Raw genomic sequence first — 19,708 nt, forward strand, 5'->3', positions numbered from 1 at the left:
CCCCAACCTGTGGACAACTCGGTGCTTGTGGACAACTCGCGCCGAAACCGCCGCGCGCACGGCGTTCGTGTCGGGGTGATGAGGCACAATGCGCGGCCCGGCCGCCACCCCTGAACCGGAGAATTGCGGCCGGCGAGTAATTGCCGCGAAAAACATCCTGATGATCCGCGAAAGCGGAGGAAAAAATGCGTTGCCCCTGAAAAGAGGGCGGCCCTCGCCAGGGGGGAGGGACGAGGGCCGCCGTGGGTTCAGCCCCGGGGGGTCGGACTGAACCGGCCCGGTTGGACACCGGGTTCCCACACTGTAACTCGCCCGGGGACCGGTTGGCGCCGCGAGCGACACCTACGATTCGGTAACGGCATCCAAAGCCGGATGCACTGCCCTGTCATGGATTTTCCGCCGGACGGGCGCGCCGGTGTTCGATCAACGCCAGGGCACGGGCCTGCCTTCTCCTATCCTGATCACGTGGCCGAACCCAGCACCGCGCCGCCGCGCGAATCCCGCCCCGAAGAACCCCGGCGTGCCGTCGCCGCGTTCTTCGATCTCGACAAGACCATCATCGCTTCTTCCAGTGCGCTGGCGTTCAGCAAACCATTGCTCAGAGAAGGATTGATCAACCGCCGAGCCGCATTGCGCAGCGCGTACGCACAACTCGTCTTCTCCCTCGCGGGCGCCGACGCCGACAAGACCGAACGCATGCGCGCCGAGGTCTCGAAGCTGTGCGCGGGCTGGGACGTCGCACAGGTTTCCGCGATCGTGCAGGAAACGCTCCACGACGTGGTGGACCCCCTCGTGTACGTCGAGGCCACCGATCTCATCGCCCGCCACCTCGCCGACGGCCACGACGTCGTCGTGCTGTCGGCGACCGGCGAAGAAGTCGCCGCGCCCGTCGCCGCGATGCTCGGCGCCACGCGGTGCGTCGCCACGCGCATGGGTGTCACCGACGGCCGCTACAACGGCGAAATCGACTTCTACTGCTACGGCGACAACAAAGCCGTCGCCGCGAAGCAGCTCGCCGCGACCTACGGCTACGACCTCACCGAGTGTTTCGCCTACACCGACTCGAGCACCGACATCCCGCTCCTCGAAACCGTCGGCCACCCCCACGCCGTGAACCCCGACAAGCTGCTGCGCCGCGAAGCCGGCGAACGCGATTGGCCGATCCTCACCTTCGAACGCCCCATGTCCCTGCGCAGCCGGATCCCGGCCCGCTCGGCGGGGATGGTCGCCCTCGGCGTGGGCGCCGTCGCGGCGGGCGCGACGTGGTACAGCCTGAGTCGTCGCCGACGGTTCCGGACGCCCCCGAGCTAGGCACCCACACGGCGGTACCGGAGGTCGTTTTCTCAAGCGCAGAGCGGAATCGGCGGTCGCTCAGGGTGCGCGTGTCACCGGATCGAGCCTCTTTACCGGTGCACCCCTCCACACCCTTGAAGTGACCGGGCTCACGGCGTAGAAAGTAAGTGCGGACGTTGAGCCGGCCAGGGCAGAGGTAGAAGAGAAGCCTCTGTCACCCCGGGCGACCTCCGTGCGCGGACTCCGGGTACCCACGCGCAGCACGCCGCGGGAGGCTCGTCGTCTAGGGACTGCGTACCGGGACGCCGGACGCCGAGTCCATGAAGGTACGACCAGAGTTGCACGCTTGGTCGCCCGAGAAGTTCCGCGCTTGCAGGCGGCGCCCGCCGGCTTCGGCCGACGGGCGCCGCCAGTGTTTCCAGGGCAATTCCGCAAGTAATCCCAGGTGAACCCCCACGTTCCTGCGCACGGCCGATGGACAACACCCGAGCTGGTGAGTAGCTTCCCGATACCGGCGCTGCCAGGTGGACTTCTCACCACCCGGCGGCGCACGACACTGGGAGGCCCTTTCGTGATGACCCGACTCGCGCGCTCGCGCCCGCGGAGGATCCATGCGCTCGCCGTCCCCCTCGCGGGGCTCCTCGCCATCACCGGAATCGGCGCCGGACTCGGCGCGACCGCGTCCGGCAGCACCCCGGACGCGAAAGCCATGACTTCCCCCGACGCTGCCCTCAACGCCGCCGCCCAGCAGGCACTCCACGGCCTCACGCTGGAGGAAAAGGTCGGCCAGCTGTTCGTCACCTGGGTCAACGGCAAGTCCGCCGACGAGGTCAACCCCAAGAACCAGGCCGATTTCGGCGTCGACACCCCCGCCGAGGTCGTGCACAAGTACCACCTCGGCGGCGTCATCTACTTCAACAACGACACCCGCGACAACTTCGACACCCCCACGCAGGTCGCGAAGCTCTCCAACGGCCTCCAACGGGCCGCGATCTCCAGCGGCGCCCACATCCCGTTGCAGATCGGCACCGACCAGGAAGGCGGCACCGTCACCCGGATGGGTGCTCCCGCCACGGAGTTCCCGAATTCCATGGCCATCGCCGCAGGCCGAAGCACCGACAGCGCGAAGCAGGCCGCCACGATCATCGGCCACGAACTGCGTGCCGTCGGCATCAACCAGGACTTCGCGCCCGACTCCGACGTGAACTCCAACCCGGCCAACCCGGTGATCGGCGTACGCTCCTTCGCCGGGCAACCCGACCTCGCGAGCCAGTTCGTGACGGCCGAGGTCAAGGGCTACCAGAACTCCGGTCTGCCGGCCGAAACCGTTTCCTCCACGGCAAAACACTTCCCCGGCCACGGCGACGCCGCGACCGACAGCCACACCGGCCTGCCGCGCATCGACCGCACCGAGGACGAGTGGCGCAAGATCGACGTGCCGCCGTTCAAGGCCGCAATCGCCGCGGGCGTCGACTCGATCATGAGCGCCCACATCCAGTTCCCCAGCCTCGACCCCTCCGGTGAGCCGGCCACGCTGTCGAAGCCGATCATCACCGGAAAGCTCCGCAACGAACTGCACTACGACGGCGTGGTGATCACCGACGCGCTCGAGATGCAAGGTGTGCGCGAGCTGCACAGCGACGCCGAAATCCCCGTGCTGGCCCTGAAAGCCGGCATCGACCAGCTCCTGATGCCGGTGCACCTCGACCTCGCGATCACCTCCGTGGTGAACGCCGTGAAGTCCGGTGACCTGCCGATGCAGCGCATCGACCAGAGCGTGCTGCGCGTGCTCAAGATGAAGCTGAAGCGCGGCATCCTCACTTCGCCGTTCAACAACCCCGCGCTCGTCGCGAAGAAGGTCGGCACGCCGGCGCACCTCGCCACCGCGCAGGGCATCGCCGACCGGTCGATCACCGCCATCGCCAACGACGCCGGCGTGCTGCCGCTCAAGCAGAAGCCCGCCACCGCGCTCGTCACGGGCTGGGGTGTGGCCAGCACGCAGACGCTCGCCGACCGCCTCACCGCCCACGGCACGAAGGCGACCGCGCTGCAGACCGGGCAGGCGCCGTCGGACGACCTCATCGCCCAGGCCGCCGAAGCGGCGAAGAACACCGACCTCGTGGTGGTCCTCACGAACAACCTCGGTGGGTTTCCCTTGCAGAACAAGCTTTTGCAGGCGCTGATGGACACCGGCAAACCCGTGGTCGCCGTCGCCGCGCAGATCCCGTACGACGCGGGGTACGCCAACCCGGTGCCCACGTGGCTCGCCACCTACGGCTACATCGCCCCGTCGCTCGAAACGCTCGCGAAGGTCGTGCTCGGCGAGACGAAGCCGAGCGGCAAGCTGCCCGTCGACGTCCCCGCGGGCGCCGACGTGAACACCGTCAAGTACCCCTTCGGACACGGACTGAGCTGGTGAACCTCAACCGCAGGAAGTTCCTCACCGTCCCCGCGCTCGCGGTGCCGGTGCTCGCGAGCGCATCCACAGTGGCGCAGGCGGCACCCACGGCACACCACCAGAAGGTGCTCACCGGCGCGGAACAACTCGCCGCCCAGCGCTGGCGGCCCCTGGCCGGGCGCAAGCTCGGCGTGCTCTCCAACCCCACGGGCGTGCTCGCGAGCGGCGACCACATCGTCGACGACATGGTTGCCGCCGGCGTGAAACCGGTGGCGGCCTTCGGGCCCGAGCACGGCTTCCGCGGCAGCGCACAGGCCGGTGGCTCCGAAGGCGACTACACCGATCCGCGCACCGGCATCCCCGTGTACGACGCGTACGGCGCCGACGCGGCTAAGCTCGCAACGCTGTTCACCAAAGCCGGCCTCGACACGGTCGTGTTCGACATCGCCGACGTCGGCGCCCGCTTCTACACCTACATCTGGTCGCTCTACACGGCGATGGTGGCGGCGGCGAAGGTCGGCGCGGCGTTCGTGGTGCTCGACCGGCCCAACCCGATCGGCGGTCGCCTCGCCGGCCCCGTGCTGGACCCGAAGTTCGCCTCCGGAGTCGGGCGCAAGCCGATCGCGCAGCAGCACGGCATGACCGTCGGCGAGCTGGCCCGGCTCTACAACACCGAGTTCCTGCCCGGCGAAGGCGTCAAGCCGGTCGACCTGCAGGTGATCGAGATCCGCGGCTGGCGGCGCGACACGTTCTTCGCCGAAACCGGTCTCGACTGGGTCATGCCCAGCCCGAACATGCCGACGCCCGACACCGCGCTGGTCTACCCCGGCACCTGCCTGTTCGAAGGCACGCTCTTCGCCGAGGGCCGCGGCACCACGCGGCCGTTCGAGATCATCGGCGCGCCGGGCGTCGACTGGCACTGGCGCGACAAGCTCGAAGCGCTCAACCTGCCCGGCGCGCGCTTCCGCGAGACCTACTTCGTGCCGACGTTCAGCAAGTTCGTGAACGAGACGTGCGGCGGCGTGCAGCTCACCGTCACGGACCCGAAGGCGTTCGACGCGATCACCACCGCCGTCGCGATGCTCGTGACCGCGAAACAGGTCGCGCCGCAGGCGTTCGGCTGGCGGCCCGATTACGCCATCGACCTGCTCTCCGGTTCCGACCGACTGCGCACCATGATCGACGCCGGCGCCGGGATCGACGAGGTCACCGGCGCCTGGCGCACCGAGCTCGCCGCGTTCGACCGGCAACGCCGGCCCTACCTGATCTATCGCTGAGGAGCGGTCATGCGTGTCAGAAAGGTGCTCGTCGCGACGGTCGTTGTACTGTTCGCGGCCACGACCACCGCAGGAGCTTCCGCCATCGCCACCACGACGCAGCACGACCCGCTCGCCGGGCGCTTCGACGTGGTGCGGCACGGCTTCGCCGCCCCGTCCACGACGTTGCGTGAGGGCAAGCCGTCCGACGTCGGCCTCGACGCCGGTCCGATCAAGAGCGCCGAGCAGTTCCTGACGAGCTGGACGCAGCCCGACGCCTCCGGCCACCCGCACTTCTCCGGCGCGGTCGGCCTGCTCGCCCACGACGGGGTGGTAGTCGACCGCTACGCCGTCGGCGGGGCGCTGCGCTACGCCGACGCGGCGGGCACCGAGCTGCCGAAGGACCAGCAGGTGCCGATGCGCGACAACACGATCTTCGACATGGCGTCGATCTCGAAGCTGTTCACCTCGATCGCCGCGCTGCAGCTGGTGGAGCAGGGCAAGCTCGACGTGAACGCACCGGTGGTGCGCTACCTGCCCGAGTTCGGCGTGAACGGCAAGGAAGCCGTGACGATCGAACAGCTGCTCACGCACACGTCCGGCTTCGACGCCGACCCCGTGCCGTCGCTGTGGCAGGGCTACCCCGACATCCCGTCGCGGCGCAAGGCCGTGCTCGACAGCCCGCTCAAGAACGCCCCGGGCACGACCTACCTCTATTCGGACCTCAACATGCTCACCCTCGGCTTCGTGATCGAGAAGCTGACCGGGCAGACCCTGGACAAGGTGGTGCACGACCGCATCACCGCTCCGCTGGGCATGGTCGACACCGGGTACAACCCGCCGGCGTCGAAGCTGGACCGCGTGGCCGCCACGGAGTTCGAGACGAACCCGCCGCGCGGGCTCGTGCGCGGCCAGGTGCACGACGAGAACGCGTGGTCGCTCGGCGGCGTCGCCGGGCACGCCGGCGTGTTCTCCACGGCCAGTGACCTGGCGATCCTCTGCCAGACCATCCTCAACGGCGGCACCTACCGGGGGAAGCGGATCCTGCGTCCCGACACCGTCGAGACGATGCTGACCAATTACAACCAGCAGTTCCCCGACGACGCCCACGGCCTCGGGTTCGAGCTCGACCAGCCGTGGTACATGGGTGCGCTTTCCTCACCGGTCACCGCCGGCCACACCGGTTTCACCGGCACGACGCTGGTCATCGACCCGCAATCGCGGTCGTTCGCGCTGTTGCTGACCAACCGAGTGCACCCGAGTCGCAACTGGGGTTCGATCAACACCGCCCGCCAGGCCTGGGCTACTTCGCTGGCCGAAGCCATGGCCGTGAAGCCCGCGCAGGGTCGCGACGCGTGGTTCGCGGACCTCGGGGACAAGGCGACGGCTACGCTCAGTACGCAGCCCTTGACACCGCGATCCGGCGGGCCGTTCCAGGTCTCGTTCTACGCCTTCGTGGACACCGAGGGGCCGACTGATCCACTTCAGCTGGAATCGTCTTCCGACGGTGTTAGTTGGCAACCGGTCGCCGTTCACGCGAACGGAGCAGGCGCACCCCCCGGACAGGTGACGTCGCTCTCGGGCCACGGACACCGTGCCTGGTGGCACGTGACGGCAGAAGTACCGGCCTCGGGCGATACAAGCCTCCGCTGGCGTTACACGACCGACGCGAGTTACACCGGACGCGGAGTTCTTCTCGACGGTGTGAAAGTCACCGAACGCGGCCGGGCAGTTCTCGATGGTGAGCGGAATCCGTCGGCACTCACCGCGACCGGATGGAGTTTGAGCTCTCGGTGACCGGCCTGTCGCACAGCGCCGAACTTTCCCTCCCACTCAGCGATCCAACGCCTTTTGCGTGGCGACAATAAGTTGCCAAGTCGTTAGCTTGAGCTCGTTAACAAGGTCGACCTGGTTAGCGACTTTCTGGTCAACGATTAATCGCAAAACGAAGTCCGCAGACACGGACGGGTTGCGATCCTGCCGAAGGATGTGGGTAGCCTTGTCGCAAATGCCAACGGTTAGTGACTTTCCGACGGTCGACGATGCCGATTCCGTGACGAACCCCGTACCGTCCGAGCAAACCGCAGCTCAGAACACTGTGCGTGACGCCGATGCGAGCCCGTTGGTCCGCATCCGTTCCCTCCTGCCCGGGCTCGCCCGGGCCGAACAGCGCGTCGCGAAGGTCGTGCTGGAGGACCCAGCTTCGGTCGCGCGCCGGAGCATCACCGAGGTCGCCCTCGCCGCCAGCACCAGCGAGACCACGGTCACGCGCTTCTGCAAGGCCGTCGGCGTCGGCGGGTACCCGCAGCTGCGCATCGCGCTGGCCGCGGACACCGCGCGCACCGAAGCGCGGACCACGCGCAACCTCGGTGGCGAGATCGGCCCGGAGGACGACCTCGCGGCGGTCATCGGCAAGGTCAGCTTCGCCGACGCGCGCGCGGTCGAGGAGACCGCCGACCAGCTCGACGTCGCGACCATGCAGCGCGTGATCGACCTCGTGGCCGAAGCCGGCCGCGTGGACGTGTACGGCGTGGGCGCGAGCGCGTTCGTGGCCGCCGACCTGCAGCAGAAGCTGCACCGCATCGGCCGCGTGAGCTTCTCGTGGTCCGACACGCACATCATGCTCACCTCGGCCGCGGTGCTCAGCCCCGGCGACGTCGCCATCGGCGTCTCCCACACGGGCGCGACCACCGACACCGTGGAGGCGCTGCGCGTCGCCCGTGAGCACGGTGCGATCACCGTCGCCGTGACGAACTTCCCGCGCTCGCCGATCACGGAGGTCGCCGACCACGTGCTCACCACGGCCGCTCGGGAAACCACCTTCCGTTCCGGAGCCACGGCGAGCCGCATCGCGCAGCTCACCGTGATCGACTGCCTGTTCATCGGGGTCGCTCAGCGCCACATGGACGCCTCCGTCCACGCGCTGGACGCCACGAGGGACGCGGTCGGCTCGCACCGGCTCGGGGTCAGGCCCGACGGTCGCCGCCGTCCGCGGGAAACCGGTAAGTGAACTCAGAAACGAGGCGCATGATGTCCGTCCCCACGCAGGCGGTACACGTCGATTCGCCGACCGAACAACGCAACCCCCGCACGGTGGACATCGACCTGATGTCCACCATGGGGATCCTCAGCGCGATCAACGCCGAGGACCGCCGGGTGCCCGACGCGGTGGCCGCGGTGTTGCCGCAGCTGGCGCGCGCGGTCGACTACGCCGTGGAAGCCCTGCGCGGCGGCGGCCGGGTGCACTACGTCGGGGCGGGCACGTCGGGCCGGCTGGCGACGCTGGACGCGGCCGAGCTCGTGCCGACGTTCAACGTGCCGGGCGACCTGTTCGTCGCGCACCACGCCGGCGGCGCGCAGGCACTGCGCCAGGCCGTCGAGAACGCCGAGGACGACGACGAGGCCGGCGCGGCCGAGCTGTCGGCCGTGGTTCAGCCGGGCGACTTCGTGCTCGGCCTCGCCGCGTCCGGGCGCACGCCGTTCGTGCTCGGCGCACTCGAGGCGTCGAGCCGCCTGGGCGCGCACACGGGGCTGGTCTCGGCCAACCCGCGTGCGGCGAAGCCCGCCGGCGTCGACGTGCTCATCGCGGTGGCCACCGGCGCCGAGGTGATCGCGGGCTCCACCCGCATGAAGGCGGGCACGGCGCAGAAGCTGATCCTGACGGCGTTCTCCACCGCGACGATGATCAAGCTGGGCAAGACCTACTCGAACCTGATGGTCAGCATGCGGGCCACGAACGCGAAGCTGCGCGGCCGCACGATCCGCATCCTGCAGGAGGCGACGGGCCTGACCATGGCCGACTGCTCCGACGCCCTCACCGAAGCCGGCGGCGACCTCAAGACGGCCCTGGTGCACCTCCTCTCGGGCTCCGACGTCGAACACTCCGCAGCGGCACTCGCGGCGACCGGCGGGCACGTGCGGAAGGCCCTGGACGCGCTGCACCTGCGCGCGGGCTGATGGGCTGCTTGCGCTTTGCGGGAAGCGCAGGCAGCTTGCTCAAAACGGACTAAGAGCCCCTCATCCCCTGGTGAGGGGCTCTTTTTGTGAGTCTGCGCTTATTGCGGTTCACTTGTTCACCTGTCTAACCTCTCAGGTGTTGTTCGCGAGGGAAAGCAGGTCTCCATGGTCATCGCGCCCGCCAGGCAGCCGCTCACCAAGAAGGAGTGGGGCTCGCTCTCCGGGATGGCGGCGGTGATCCTGCTGCTGAACCTCGCCGGCTGGGGCGTGCTGATCCTCTTCATCGCACCGCACCACTACGATCTCGGCGCGTCGGGCGTCTTCGGCATCGGCCTGGGGGTCACGGCGTTCACGCTCGGCATGCGCCACGCGTTCGACGCCGACCACATCGCCGCGATCGACAACACCACGCGCAAGCTGATGGCCGAGGGGCAACGTCCCTTGTCGGTCGGGTTCTGGTTCTCCCTGGGCCATTCGACGATCGTGTTCGGGTTGTGCCTGCTGCTGTCGCTGGGCGTGCGCGCGCTCGCCGGGCAGCTGGAGGACGATTCGTCGGCGCTGCACCGCACGACAGGGCTCATCGGGACATCCGTCTCGGGCGTTTTCCTCTACCTCATCGCGATCATCAATCTCGTGGCGCTCGTCGGGATCATCCGGGTCTTCGCGCGGATGCGCCGCGGTGAGCTGGACGAAGCCGCACTGGAACGCCAGCTCGACAAGCGCGGCTTCATGAACCGCCTGCTGCGAGGCGCGACGAAGGCCGTGCGCAAACCGTGGCACATCTACCCCGTGGGTGTCCTGTTCGGACTCGGCTTCGACACCGCGACGGAGATCGGCCTGCTCGTGCTCGCCGCCGGCGCGGCCGCGTTCGCCCTGCCCTGGTACGCGATCCTCGTGCTGCCCGTGCTCTTCGCCGCGGGCATGAGCCTGTTCGACGCCGCCGACGGCGTGTTCATGAACTTCGCCTACGGCTGGGCGTTTTCGCGCCCGATCCGCAAGATCTACTACAACATCACCGTCACCGCGCTGTCGGTGGCGGTGGCGCTGGTCATCGGCACGATCGAGCTCGTGTCGATCCTCGCCGAGCAGCTCGACATCACCCACGGCCCGCTCGCCACCATCGCCGACGTCGACCTCGACTACGTCGGGTTCGCGATCGTCGGGCTGTTCATCGTGACGTGGCTGGTCGCGCTCGCCGTGTGGCGGTTCGGGCGCATCGAGGAGAAGTGGTCGGCCCGCCTCACCGACCACTGAGTTCACTGATCGCTGAGCCGCTGGACGCGCAGGGCCAGCTGGATCTCCAGCGCACGTTCGGGCTCGCGCCAATCCTCGCCCAGCAACGCCGAAACGCGGTCGAGGCGCTGTACCACCGTGTTCACGTGGACGTGCAGCTCATCCTTGGCCCGCGCGAGGTTCCCGCCGGCCGCGAAGTACGCGCGCAGCGTGCCGACGAGGTCCGTGCCGCGGCGGGCGTCGTAGTCGAGGACCGGACCGAGCGTCGCCGTGACGTAGGCCGACAGGTCGGCGTGGCGGCCCAGCAGCACACCGAGGAAACCCAGCTCGGCCATCGCCGCGCCGTCGCCTTCGCGGCCGAGCGCCAGCAGTGTGCTCACGCAACGCACTGCTTCGGCATAAGCAGAAGCGAGCGCGGCCGGTCCGGCGGCGGGGCCGGCGGCACCGACCGTCACCGGACAGTCCACAACGGACTTGAGCTCGCGTGCCACCTTCGCGGCCGCCACCTCGGGCGGAGCCAGCGCCACGACTTGCTCCGCGTGCACCCCCACCAGATCGCCGTGACGCGCACACGCCGATGCCAGGCCACGGCGGGAGATCCCGGGCGCGTGGGCGACGAGCACCACGTGCGGGGCCGACAAGTCGACACCCAGGCGGCGTGCGCGGGCCGTCAGCGAAGCCGGATTGCGCTCGGGTGAAGTGAGCAGATCGGTGAGCAGCTCACCACGCACCTCGTCTTCGGCCTGCGCCACGGACCGGCGCAGCATCAGCAGCAACGCCGTGACCACGGCCGCGCGCTCGAACAACCGCCGATCCGCGCCCGCCAGCTCCGGGCGGCCCGCCAGCGTCAGGCTGCCCAGCAGCTCCTGACCCGCCCGCACCGCGCACACCCACGTGTCCGCTGTGGACTCCGCTCGCCCACTGCCGAGGGACGAGACCACTGCCGGCGAGGAGAACGACAGCGCGGAACCCGCCAGCAATTCCCCCGACGCGTCGTGCACGGCGATCCGCCCCCGCAGCACCCCGGCCACTTCCGCCGCGACTTCCGGCAGGTCACCGCCCCGCAGCACGAGGTCCATCAGGCGATCGTGGGCTTCGTCGGCGCGGCGCATGGTCGCGTTCACGGCGTTGAGCTCGGCGGCCGAGCGGCGCGTCTCGTCGAGCAGGTGGGCGTTGTCGAGGGCGATGGCCGCGTGGTTGGCCAGCGACGAGAGCAGCGCGACCTCCGCCGTCGAGAACGCACGGGGCGCGCGGTCCGACGCGTAGAGCACGCCCAGCACCTTGCCGCCGATGGCCAGCGGCACGCCGAGGATCGCGGTGAGGCCCTCTTCGCGCACACCGGTGTCGATGGGCGAGGTGTGGCGGAAGCGGGCGTCGGCGAAGTAGTCGGCTGTCGCGTACGGCCGCGCGGTCTGGGCCACCAGGCCGCCGAGCCCCTCGCCCATGCCGAGCACGATCTGCTGGAACAGCGCGGACACCGAACCGTCGGTCACGCGGATGTAGGTTTTGCCGGCGGCTTCGTCGTTGAGGCTCAGGTACGACACGTCCACGCCGAGCAAGGTCCGCGCCCGCCGCACGATCGAGCGCAGCACCGCGTCCGGGTCCCGCAGCCGCGCGAGGTCGCTCGCGGTGTCGAACAACGCCGTGAGCTCGGCTTCGCGCCGCTGGTGCTCGGTGAGCGTCTCTCGGACGCGCAGGGCGAGCTCGGTCGCGTCGGCACCGGACTCGCGAGCCGCGTGCGCCAGCTGCTCACTGCTCGCGCCTTCGGCGAGCAGCTCGAGCAACCGGCGGTAGGGCTCCACACAGGTCATGCTGTCACTGAGCGCCGCTCCGCGGGAGCGTCTTCCAGCGACTCGCCGCGCGTTTCCCGCGCGCCGAGCAGGGCCAGCGCCGAGAGCACGCACATCGCGGCGACGTAGACCGACACCGGCACCGTCGAGTGGTACGCCTGGAACAGCGCGACCGCGATGATCGGCGCGATCGCGCCCGCCGCGATGGACGACAGCTGCCCGCCCACCGAAAGGCCGGTGTAGCGCACGCGCGTCGGGAACTGCTCGGCGAAGAACGCCGCCTGCGGCCCGTACATCGCACCGTGGACCACGAGCCCGATCGTCGCCGCGCCGATCACCGCGCCGGTCGTGCGCAGGTCCAGCAGCCAGAAGAAGCCGAACGACCACGCGGCCATCCCGAGCACGCCGAACAAGTACACCGGCTTGCGCCCGACCTTGTCGGAAAGCAGGCCCCACAAGGGAATCGTCACGAAGTGCACGGCGGAGGCGACCAGCACCGCCGTCAGCCCGGTCGCCTTCGGCAGGCCGAGACCGGTGGTCACGTAGACGAGGATGAACGCGGTGATCACGTAGTACGACACGTTCTCCGCCAGCCGCGAGCCGAACGTCACGACCAGCCCGCGCAGGTGGCCGCGGAACACCTCGACGATCGGCGTGGCTTCCGCCTCTCCCGCGGCCGCCTTGGCCGCCAGGAACACCGGCGACTCCGCCACCGCCAGCCGCACCCACAGCCCGATCGCCACGAGCACACCCGAGAGCAGGAACGGGATGCGCCAGCCCCACGAGTTGAACGCCGCGTCGGACTGCGCCGCGGCGAGGATCGCCAGCACCGCCGTGGCCAGCAGGTTCCCGGCCGGCACACCGGTCTGCGGCCACGACGCCCAGAACCCGCGCCGCCGGTCGTCGCCGTGTTCGGACACGAGCAGCACCGCGCCGCCCCACTCGCCGCCGAGTGCGAAGCCCTGCACGAGCCGCAGCAGCGTCAGCAGGATCGGCGCGAGCACGCCGACCGAGCCGTACGTGGGCAGCACGCCCATGAGGAACGTCGAGCCACCCATCATCACCAGGCTCACCACGAGCAGGCGCTTGCGCCCGATGCGGTCGCCGAAGTGGCCGAACACCAGGCCGCCGATGGGTCGCGCGAGGAAGCCGACCGCATACGTCAGCAGCGCGAGCAGCGTACCGGTGAGCGGGTCGGCCGTGGGGAAGAAAAGCTTGTTGAAGATCAGCGCGGCGGCCGAGGTGTAGAGGAAGAAGTCGTACCACTCCACGGTGGTGCCGATCAGGCTCGCGCCGACCACGCGCAGCAGGCCGGCCCGGGTGGGTGTTGTCATTGCGGGCTCCACTTCGTTGTGGGGACGGGGTTTCAGGGGAGTTCAGGCGGCCGACCAGCCGCCGTCCAGCGGCAGCGACGCGCCCGTGACGTGTCCGGCGTGCTCGCCGCACAGCCACACCACGAGATCGGCGACGTCCGCCGGTTCGATGAGCTTCTTGATCGCCGCGCGCCGCAGCAGCACCTGCTCCACGACCTCGTCGGCGACGAGGCCGTGCTCCTCCGCCTGCGCTTCGATCTGCCCGGAGACAAGCGGGGTACGCACATAGCCGGGGTTCACGCAGTTGCTGGTCACGCCGTGCTCCGCGCCTTCGAGAGCGGCCACTTTGGACAGTCCTTCGAGCGCGTGTTTCGCCGTGACGTAGGCGGCTTTGTACGGGCTGGCGCGCACGCCGTGCACGCTGGAGACGTTGACGATCCGGCCCCAGCCGCGCGCGTACATCGCGGGCAGCGACCGGCGGATCAGCAGGAACGGCGCCGTCACCATCAAGGCCTGGATGCGCGCGAACTGCTCGGGCGGGAACTCGTGCAGCGCGGCCACGTGCTGCACACCGGCGTTGTTCACGAGCACGTCGAGCTGGTCCGGCAACGCGTCGATCACCGACGGATCGGTGAGGTCACCGGCGTGCGCCCAGCCGCCGATCTCGGCCGCGGCCGCTTCGGCCCCCCGCGCGTCGACGTCCACCACGTGCACCTTCGCGCCCGCCGCGGCCAGCGCGCGGACGCAGGCGAGCCCGATTCCGCTCGCCCCACCGGTCACGAGCGCGACGCGCCCTTCGAGCGAGCTGTGACGTACCCCACTGGTCATGGGCTACGAGGTTAGGTCGCGCCCACCTCGACGACCATGTGCCGAGCCACCACAGCTCGGCAAGAACCAGTGTGGTCGAAACACACCGTCAGCCGGCGGCGGACGAGATGCTGCGCGCCTCGCGCGCCCCGGCTTCGAACGCTTCGCAGCAGAACAGCAGCCACTCGCGCACCCCGTCGGCGGTGCCACTGGCAAACCCCGAAGCCAGCTCGACGTACCGGGGCACGCGCCGGAAGAACGCCACCTCCGGGATGGTCAGCGCCTTCGGGTCGAGACCCGTCGCGATCATCGACAGGCGCGCCGCGGCGCGGGCGACCACACCGTCGGCCGAGCCGAACGGGCGCAGTGCCAGCAGCTCGCCGTGCACCACGGCCGTGAGCACCGGGCCGGGCACGGCGGTCGCGCCCGTGACGAGCTGGGCCAGGAGCTCGAGCCGCTCGCCACCCGTGCGGGGCCGGCCGAGCGCGTCCGGGTCGTCGACGACGTCGGCCGCGGCCAGCACGTGCAGCCGGGCCAGCGCCTGCAACGGCGCACGCCGCCAGGTGGGCAGGACCGTTTCCAGCGACTCGGCCACGCGCAGCGCGCCGGCCAGCAGCGGGTCGGCGACCGCGCCGGCGCCGGGCAGCTCGGGGTTGGCGCCGTCGATGCCGGCCGACGCGCGGGCCGCGCGCACCGAGGCCTCGGCGGCCGTCTCGGCGCCGCCCCGCAGGTTGGCGGGCAGGCGGTGCACGGCGAAGACCGCGTCCTGCGCCGCCTTGGCCGCGGCGGCCACCCCGTCGAGGTCCAGCAGCGGCTTGAGCGGGTCGGTCATGCGTCGAGCACCTGCCCGGCGCGCTTGACCACCGGCGGCAGGACCGACCACGGGAAGTTGATCCAGCGGTCGGTGCGGCGCCACACGTACTCACTGCGCACCGCCGAATGCGGCTTCTCGTAGATCACGGCGCAGCGCACGTCGGCCACGTGGTCGGCGCAGAAGTCGCGCACGAGCTTGAGCGTGGCGCCGGTGTCGGCCACGTCGTCGGCGACAAGCACCTTCTTGTTGCTCAGGTCCACGACGTTGGGCACGGGCGGCAGCATCACCGGCAGGTCGAGGCGCTGGTCGACGCCGGTGTAGAACTCGACGTTCATCACGTGCAGGTTCTTCACGTCCAGCGCGTAGCCGAGCGCGCCGGCGACGAAGAGCCCGCCGCGGGCGATGGAGAGGACGAGGTCGGGCTCGAACCCGTCGGCGGCGATCTGTTCGGCGAGCTCCCTGCTGGCCGCACCGAACAGCTCCCAGGTGAGCTCTTCCCTCGCCGCGCCGTCTTCAGCCATGCCGTCGCCTCTCCTCGGATCGATCCCGCGAGCATAAGCAACCGCAAAGTGGCCTTATGAGATGATCGAGAACTGGCTATGCCGGAAGACCACTTGCCACCGTAGCTTGGGTTCCGTGAGCGACTGGAACGAGCACCCGACCCTGTCCGGCACCCACGTGCGCCTCGAACCGCTGACCCCGGACCACGCGAAGGGCCTGTTCGAGGCCGGCCAGGACCCGGCGATCTGGGCCTGGCTGAGCAGCCGGCAGTTCGCCGGTCCGGCCGACGCCGAGGCGTACGTCGAAGCGGCGCTGGCCGATCCGGACCGCCGGGCGTTCGCCCAGGTCGATGTCGCGACCGGCCTGGTCGCGGGCACGACGTCGTACTACCAGATCGTGGCCAAGCACCGGATCCTGTCGATCGGGCACACCTGGATCAACCCGCGGTGGCAGCGCACGGCGCTCAACACCGAGGCCAAGTTCCTGTTGCTGCGCAACGCGTTCGAGGTGCTCGGCGCCCAGCGCGCGGCGTGGGAGACCGACATCCGCAACCTGCGTTCGCAGCGGGCGATCGAGCGGCTCGGCGCGCAACGCGAAGGTGTGCTGCGGGCGCACCGGATCCGTCCGGATGGCACCTCGCGCGACACGGTGGTGTACTCGATGACAGACGCGGAATGGCCCGGAGCACGCGCCCGGCTGCTCGCCCGCCTCGCCTGAGTGCGTGCCCACACGGCTGCGACCTTGTCCGGAGCGGACTAACGTCGCTAGCGTGCCGTGAGCCGCGGGTTCGCACTACAGGAGGCCTTGCACCATGACCGAGCAGTCCCCAGCGCTGGTAAACCTGCTCACCGAGAGCCGCACCTTCCCACCGAGCGACGAGTTCGCCGCTCAGGCCAACCTCAAGGCCGACGCGTATGAGAAGGCGGACGCGGACCGGGAGCAGTTCTGGGCCGAGCAGGCCGAGCGCCTGAGCTGGGACACCAAGTGGACCCAGGTACTGGACTGGACCAATGCGCCGTTCGCGAAGTGGTTCGTGGGCGGGAAGCTGAACGTCGCCTACAACTGCGTCGACCGGCACGTCGAGGCCGGCCACGGGGACCAGGTCGCCATCCACTGGGTCGGCGAGCCGGGTGACACCCGGGACATCACGTACGCGCAGCTGAAGGACGAGGTCTCGAAGGCCGCCAACGCGCTGGTCTCGCTCGGCGTGAAGGCCGGCGACGTCGTGGCCGTCCAGCTGCAGATGATCCCCGAGGCGATCTTCGCGATGCTCGCGTGCGCCCGCCTCGGCGCGCTGCACAACGTGGTGTTCGGCGGCTTCTCCCCGACCGCGCTGCGCGCCCGCGTCGACGACGCCAAGGCCAAGATCGTGGTCACCTCCGACGGCCAGTACCGCCGTGGCAAAGCCGCCGCGATGAAGGCCAATGTGGACGAGGCGCTCGAGGGCGCCGAGACCGTGGAGAAGGTCATCGTGGTCCGCCGCACCGGCAGCGACCTCGCGGGCGAGGTGCCGTGGACCGACGGGCGCGACCTGTGGTGGCACGACCTCGTCGACGGTCAGTCGGCCGAGCACACGCCCGAGGCGTTCGACAGCGAGCACCCGCTGTTCATCCTCTACACCTCCGGCACCACCGGGCGCCCCAAGGGCATCCTGCACACCTCCGGCGGCTACCTCACGCAGGCCGCGTACACGCACCAGAACGTGTTCGACCACAAGGCCGGCGAGGACGTGTACTGGTGCACGGCCGACATCGGCTGGATCACCGGCCACAGCTACATCGTCTACGGGCCGCTGGCGAACCGCGTCACGCAGGTCGTGTACGAGGGCACGCCGAACACCCCGCACGAGGGCCGGCACTGGGAGATCGTGCAGAAGTACAAGGTCTCGCTCTACTACACCGCGCCCACGCTGATCCGCACGTTCATGAAGTGGGGCGCGGACATCCCGGCGAAGTACGACCTCACGTCGCTGCGCGTGCTCGGCAGCGTCGGCGAGCCGATCAACCCCGAGGCGTGGATCTGGTACCGCGAGACCATCGGTGCGAGCAGGACGCCGATCGTCGACACGTGGTGGCAGACCGAGACCGGCGGCATCATGATCTCGCCGCTGCCGGGTGTCACGTCCACCAAGCCGGGTTCGGCGCAGCGCGCGCTGCCGGGCATCTCGGCGAAGGTCGTCGACGACCAGGGCAACGAGGTTGCCCACGGTGGCGGCGGCTACCTGGTGCTCGACAAGCCGTGGCCGGGCATGCTGCGCGGTGTGTGGGGCGACGAGGAGCGCTACCGCGAGACGTACTGGTCGCGATTCGCCGACCAGGGCTTCTACTTCGCCGGCGACGGCGCGAAGTACGACGACGACGGTGACATCTGGCTGCTCGGCCGCGTCGACGACGTGATGAACGTGTCGGGCCACCGCATCTCGACCACGGAGGTCGAGTCGGCGCTGGTGTCGCACCCGACGGTGGCCGAGGCGGCCGTGGTCGGCGCGACGGACCCGACGACCGGGCAGGGCATCGTGGCGTTCGTGATCCTGCGCGGCAACGCGAAGGATGGCGGCGAGGAAGCCGTGCAGGAGCTGCGCAACCACGTGGCGAAGGAGATCGGCCCGATCGCGAAGCCGCGGCAGATCATGGTCGTGCCGGAGCTGCCGAAGACGCGCTCGGGCAAGATCATGCGCCGCCTGCTGCGCGACGTCGCGGAGAACCGCGCGATCGGCGACGTGACGACGCTGGCCGACTCGTCGGTGATGGACCTGATCTCCTCCGGTCTGCAGTCGGACAAGGAAGAGTAGAGTCTCCTCGCGTGCAGGAAGGGGCTCTCCCGGCCGCGAGGGCCCCTTCGTTGCGTTCATTACCCCGAATGGCGCACATCGAACGCATGTTCTAAGATGTGCGGCTGTACCCACCCCAGATCCGGGCAAGGAGACGACACGAATGACCGTGGAAGCCTTGACGCACGACGAGGACACTGCGGCCGAAGCGGCGACGACCGAGGCGACCTCAGCCCCGGCCCAGACCGCCGACGCCCCGGAAGTCACCGAGCCCACTGACTCAGCTGCGTCGTCTTCCGAGCCGGTGCCGTCTTCGGCTCCCGAAGAGGCACCGAAGCCGAAGCGTGGCCGGCCCAAGGCCGCCGCCGCGTCCACCGCGAAGAAGACCCGCACGGTCGAGCTCACGCTCACCGTCACCGGCACCGCCGACGGCGAGTGGCAGGCCGAGCTCAAGAACGGCAGCAAGTGGGTCGCGAAGGGCCTGGAGATCCCGGCCGCCGCCGTCTCGCGCGCCGCCCGCGAACTCCACGAGGACCTGTCGGGTCCGATCGACGAGGTCATCAACCAGGCGCGCGAGGCGCAGGCCGCGAAGGTCGCGCAGCTCGAGGCCGAGCTGGAAGCCGCCAAGGCGGCACTGGCGGAGCTGGACGTCTGAGCTTCCCTGAACGTCCGAGTTTCCCCGAAGAGCCCGGCATCTCCGTGGGGGTGTCGGGCTTTTTCGTGCCCGATGAGGTGAGGCACAATTACCGTAGGAATACCTAAATAAGGAAACCCTAGGCTGACGTTATCCGGGGAACATTCTGTCGCGCCGCCAGGAATTTCGTGTTTCACTATTCCGGTGACCGAAACGGTGGACGCGACCGAATCCCACGAGCCGCACGAAGCACACGAGCCGCACGGGGACGTGGGGGGCAAGCTGAACTGGCTGCGTGCCGGGGTTCTCGGGGCCAACGACGGGATCGTGTCCGTCGCGGGGATCGTGGTGGGCGTCGCGGGTGCCACCACGAACAACACGGCGATCCTCACCGCCGGAATTGCCGGATTGGTGGCCGGCGCGTTTTCGATGGCCGGCGGGGAATACGTGAGCGTGAGCACGCAGCGCGACACCGAACGCGCACTGCTGCAGCTCGAGAAGCAAGAACTGAAAACGATGCCCGAGGCCGAGGAACGCGAGCTCGCCGGGATCTACGAGGGCAAGGGCCTCTCGCCCGAGCTCGCCGCGGAGGTCGCGCGTGAGCTGACCCGCAAGGACGCGCTGCACGCCCACGCCGAGGCCGAGCTGGGCATCGACCCGGACAACCTCACCAACCCGTGGCAGGCGGCGTGGGCATCGCTGATCGCGTTCTCCGTCGGCGCGCTGCTGCCGCTGCTCTCGATCGCCTGGACGGCCGTGTCGGTGCGCGTGTGGGCGTGCGCGCTGGCCGTGGTCGTGGGCCTCACGCTCACCGGGTTCGTGAGCGCGAAGCTCGGCGACGCACAGGTGGGGCGCGCGATCCTGCGCAACGTCGGGGTCGGCGCCCTCACCATGCTCGTCACCTACTTCGTCGGCGTGCTGTTCGGCACGACCGTCGGCTAG

16 protein-coding genes are annotated in these 19,708 nt (G+C 69.6%); 11 read left to right on the plus strand and 5 right to left on the minus strand.

The window, feature by feature from the left end; all coding sequences use genetic code 11:
• Positions 1–465: 465 nt before the first annotated feature.
• From ACWEOE_RS19240 to ACWEOE_RS19270, 7 genes are all read left to right on the plus strand, one after another.
• The gene (locus ACWEOE_RS19240) at positions 466–1,311 is read left to right on the plus strand and encodes an HAD family hydrolase (RefSeq protein ID WP_452010751.1); all 846 of its coding nucleotides are present in this window, start codon (positions 466–468) and stop codon (positions 1,309–1,311) included.
• Between the two features lie 556 nt (positions 1,312–1,867).
• On the plus strand, positions 1,868–3,712 hold the full coding sequence (locus tag ACWEOE_RS19245) for a glycoside hydrolase family 3 protein (RefSeq protein WP_452010753.1): 1,845 nt from the start codon (positions 1,868–1,870) through the stop codon (positions 3,710–3,712).
• Complete coding sequence (locus tag ACWEOE_RS19250; RefSeq protein ID WP_452010756.1) at positions 3,709–4,968, plus strand: exo-beta-N-acetylmuramidase NamZ family protein; 1,260 nt, start codon at positions 3,709–3,711, stop codon at positions 4,966–4,968. Before ACWEOE_RS19245 ends, ACWEOE_RS19250 begins: the two co-directional genes overlap by 4 nt.
• A gap of 9 nt (positions 4,969–4,977) precedes the next feature.
• Positions 4,978–6,744, plus strand: coding sequence for a serine hydrolase (locus ACWEOE_RS19255; protein WP_452010758.1), 1,767 nt, complete (start codon positions 4,978–4,980; stop codon positions 6,742–6,744).
• A 301-nt stretch (positions 6,745–7,045) separates the two neighbouring features.
• A complete protein-coding gene (locus ACWEOE_RS19260) occupies positions 7,046–7,957 on the plus strand; it encodes a MurR/RpiR family transcriptional regulator (RefSeq protein ID WP_452010760.1) in 912 nt (303 codons plus the stop codon).
• Between the two features lie 17 nt (positions 7,958–7,974).
• Positions 7,975–8,904 (plus strand): N-acetylmuramic acid 6-phosphate etherase, encoded by a 930-nt coding sequence (locus tag ACWEOE_RS19265; protein WP_452010763.1) that lies wholly within the window; start codon positions 7,975–7,977, stop codon positions 8,902–8,904.
• A gap of 165 nt (positions 8,905–9,069) precedes the next feature.
• The gene (locus ACWEOE_RS19270; RefSeq protein WP_452010766.1) at positions 9,070–10,158 is read left to right on the plus strand and encodes a HoxN/HupN/NixA family nickel/cobalt transporter; all 1,089 of its coding nucleotides are present in this window, start codon (positions 9,070–9,072) and stop codon (positions 10,156–10,158) included.
• A gap of 2 nt (positions 10,159–10,160) precedes the next feature.
• Here ACWEOE_RS19270 and ACWEOE_RS19275 read toward each other — a convergent pair whose 3' ends face one another.
• From ACWEOE_RS19275 to ACWEOE_RS19295, 5 genes are all read right to left on the minus strand, one after another.
• The gene (locus tag ACWEOE_RS19275) at positions 10,161–11,948 is read right to left on the minus strand and encodes a helix-turn-helix domain-containing protein (RefSeq protein ID WP_452010768.1); all 1,788 of its coding nucleotides are present in this window, start codon (positions 11,946–11,948) and stop codon (positions 10,161–10,163) included.
• Positions 11,945–13,261, minus strand: a complete 1,317-nt coding sequence (locus tag ACWEOE_RS19280; RefSeq protein ID WP_452010771.1) for an MFS transporter — start codon at positions 13,259–13,261, stop codon at positions 11,945–11,947. The genes ACWEOE_RS19275 and ACWEOE_RS19280 overlap by 4 nt, the downstream gene beginning before the upstream one ends.
• 42 nt (positions 13,262–13,303) lie before the next feature.
• Positions 13,304–14,068, minus strand: a complete 765-nt coding sequence (locus ACWEOE_RS19285; protein ID WP_452010773.1) for a 3-hydroxybutyrate dehydrogenase — start codon at positions 14,066–14,068, stop codon at positions 13,304–13,306.
• Positions 14,069–14,156: 88 nt separating this feature from the next.
• Entirely contained in the window at positions 14,157–14,879 is a 723-nt protein-coding gene (locus ACWEOE_RS19290; protein WP_452010775.1) for an oxidoreductase, read from the minus strand.
• Positions 14,876–15,382, minus strand: coding sequence for a phosphoribosyltransferase (locus tag ACWEOE_RS19295; RefSeq protein WP_452010778.1), 507 nt, complete (start codon positions 15,380–15,382; stop codon positions 14,876–14,878). The genes ACWEOE_RS19290 and ACWEOE_RS19295 overlap by 4 nt, the downstream gene beginning before the upstream one ends.
• A gap of 115 nt (positions 15,383–15,497) precedes the next feature.
• On the opposite strand from ACWEOE_RS19295, the gene ACWEOE_RS19300 reads away from it, so the two are divergent.
• From ACWEOE_RS19300 to ACWEOE_RS19315, 4 genes are all read left to right on the plus strand, one after another.
• Complete coding sequence (locus ACWEOE_RS19300) at positions 15,498–16,079, plus strand: GNAT family N-acetyltransferase (RefSeq protein ID WP_452010780.1); 582 nt, start codon at positions 15,498–15,500, stop codon at positions 16,077–16,079.
• Between the two features lie 94 nt (positions 16,080–16,173).
• A complete protein-coding gene (acs, locus tag ACWEOE_RS19305; protein WP_452010783.1) occupies positions 16,174–18,153 on the plus strand; it encodes an acetate--CoA ligase in 1,980 nt (659 codons plus the stop codon).
• Positions 18,154–18,295: 142 nt separating this feature from the next.
• A complete protein-coding gene (locus ACWEOE_RS19310) occupies positions 18,296–18,787 on the plus strand; it encodes a DUF6319 family protein (RefSeq protein WP_452010785.1) in 492 nt (163 codons plus the stop codon).
• A gap of 183 nt (positions 18,788–18,970) precedes the next feature.
• Positions 18,971–19,708 carry a VIT1/CCC1 transporter family protein gene (locus tag ACWEOE_RS19315; protein ID WP_452010787.1) on the plus strand — a complete coding sequence of 246 codons (738 nt, stop codon included), beginning with the start codon at positions 18,971–18,973 and terminating at the stop codon, positions 19,706–19,708.

Source organism: Amycolatopsis sp. NPDC004368, assembly GCF_053602515.1.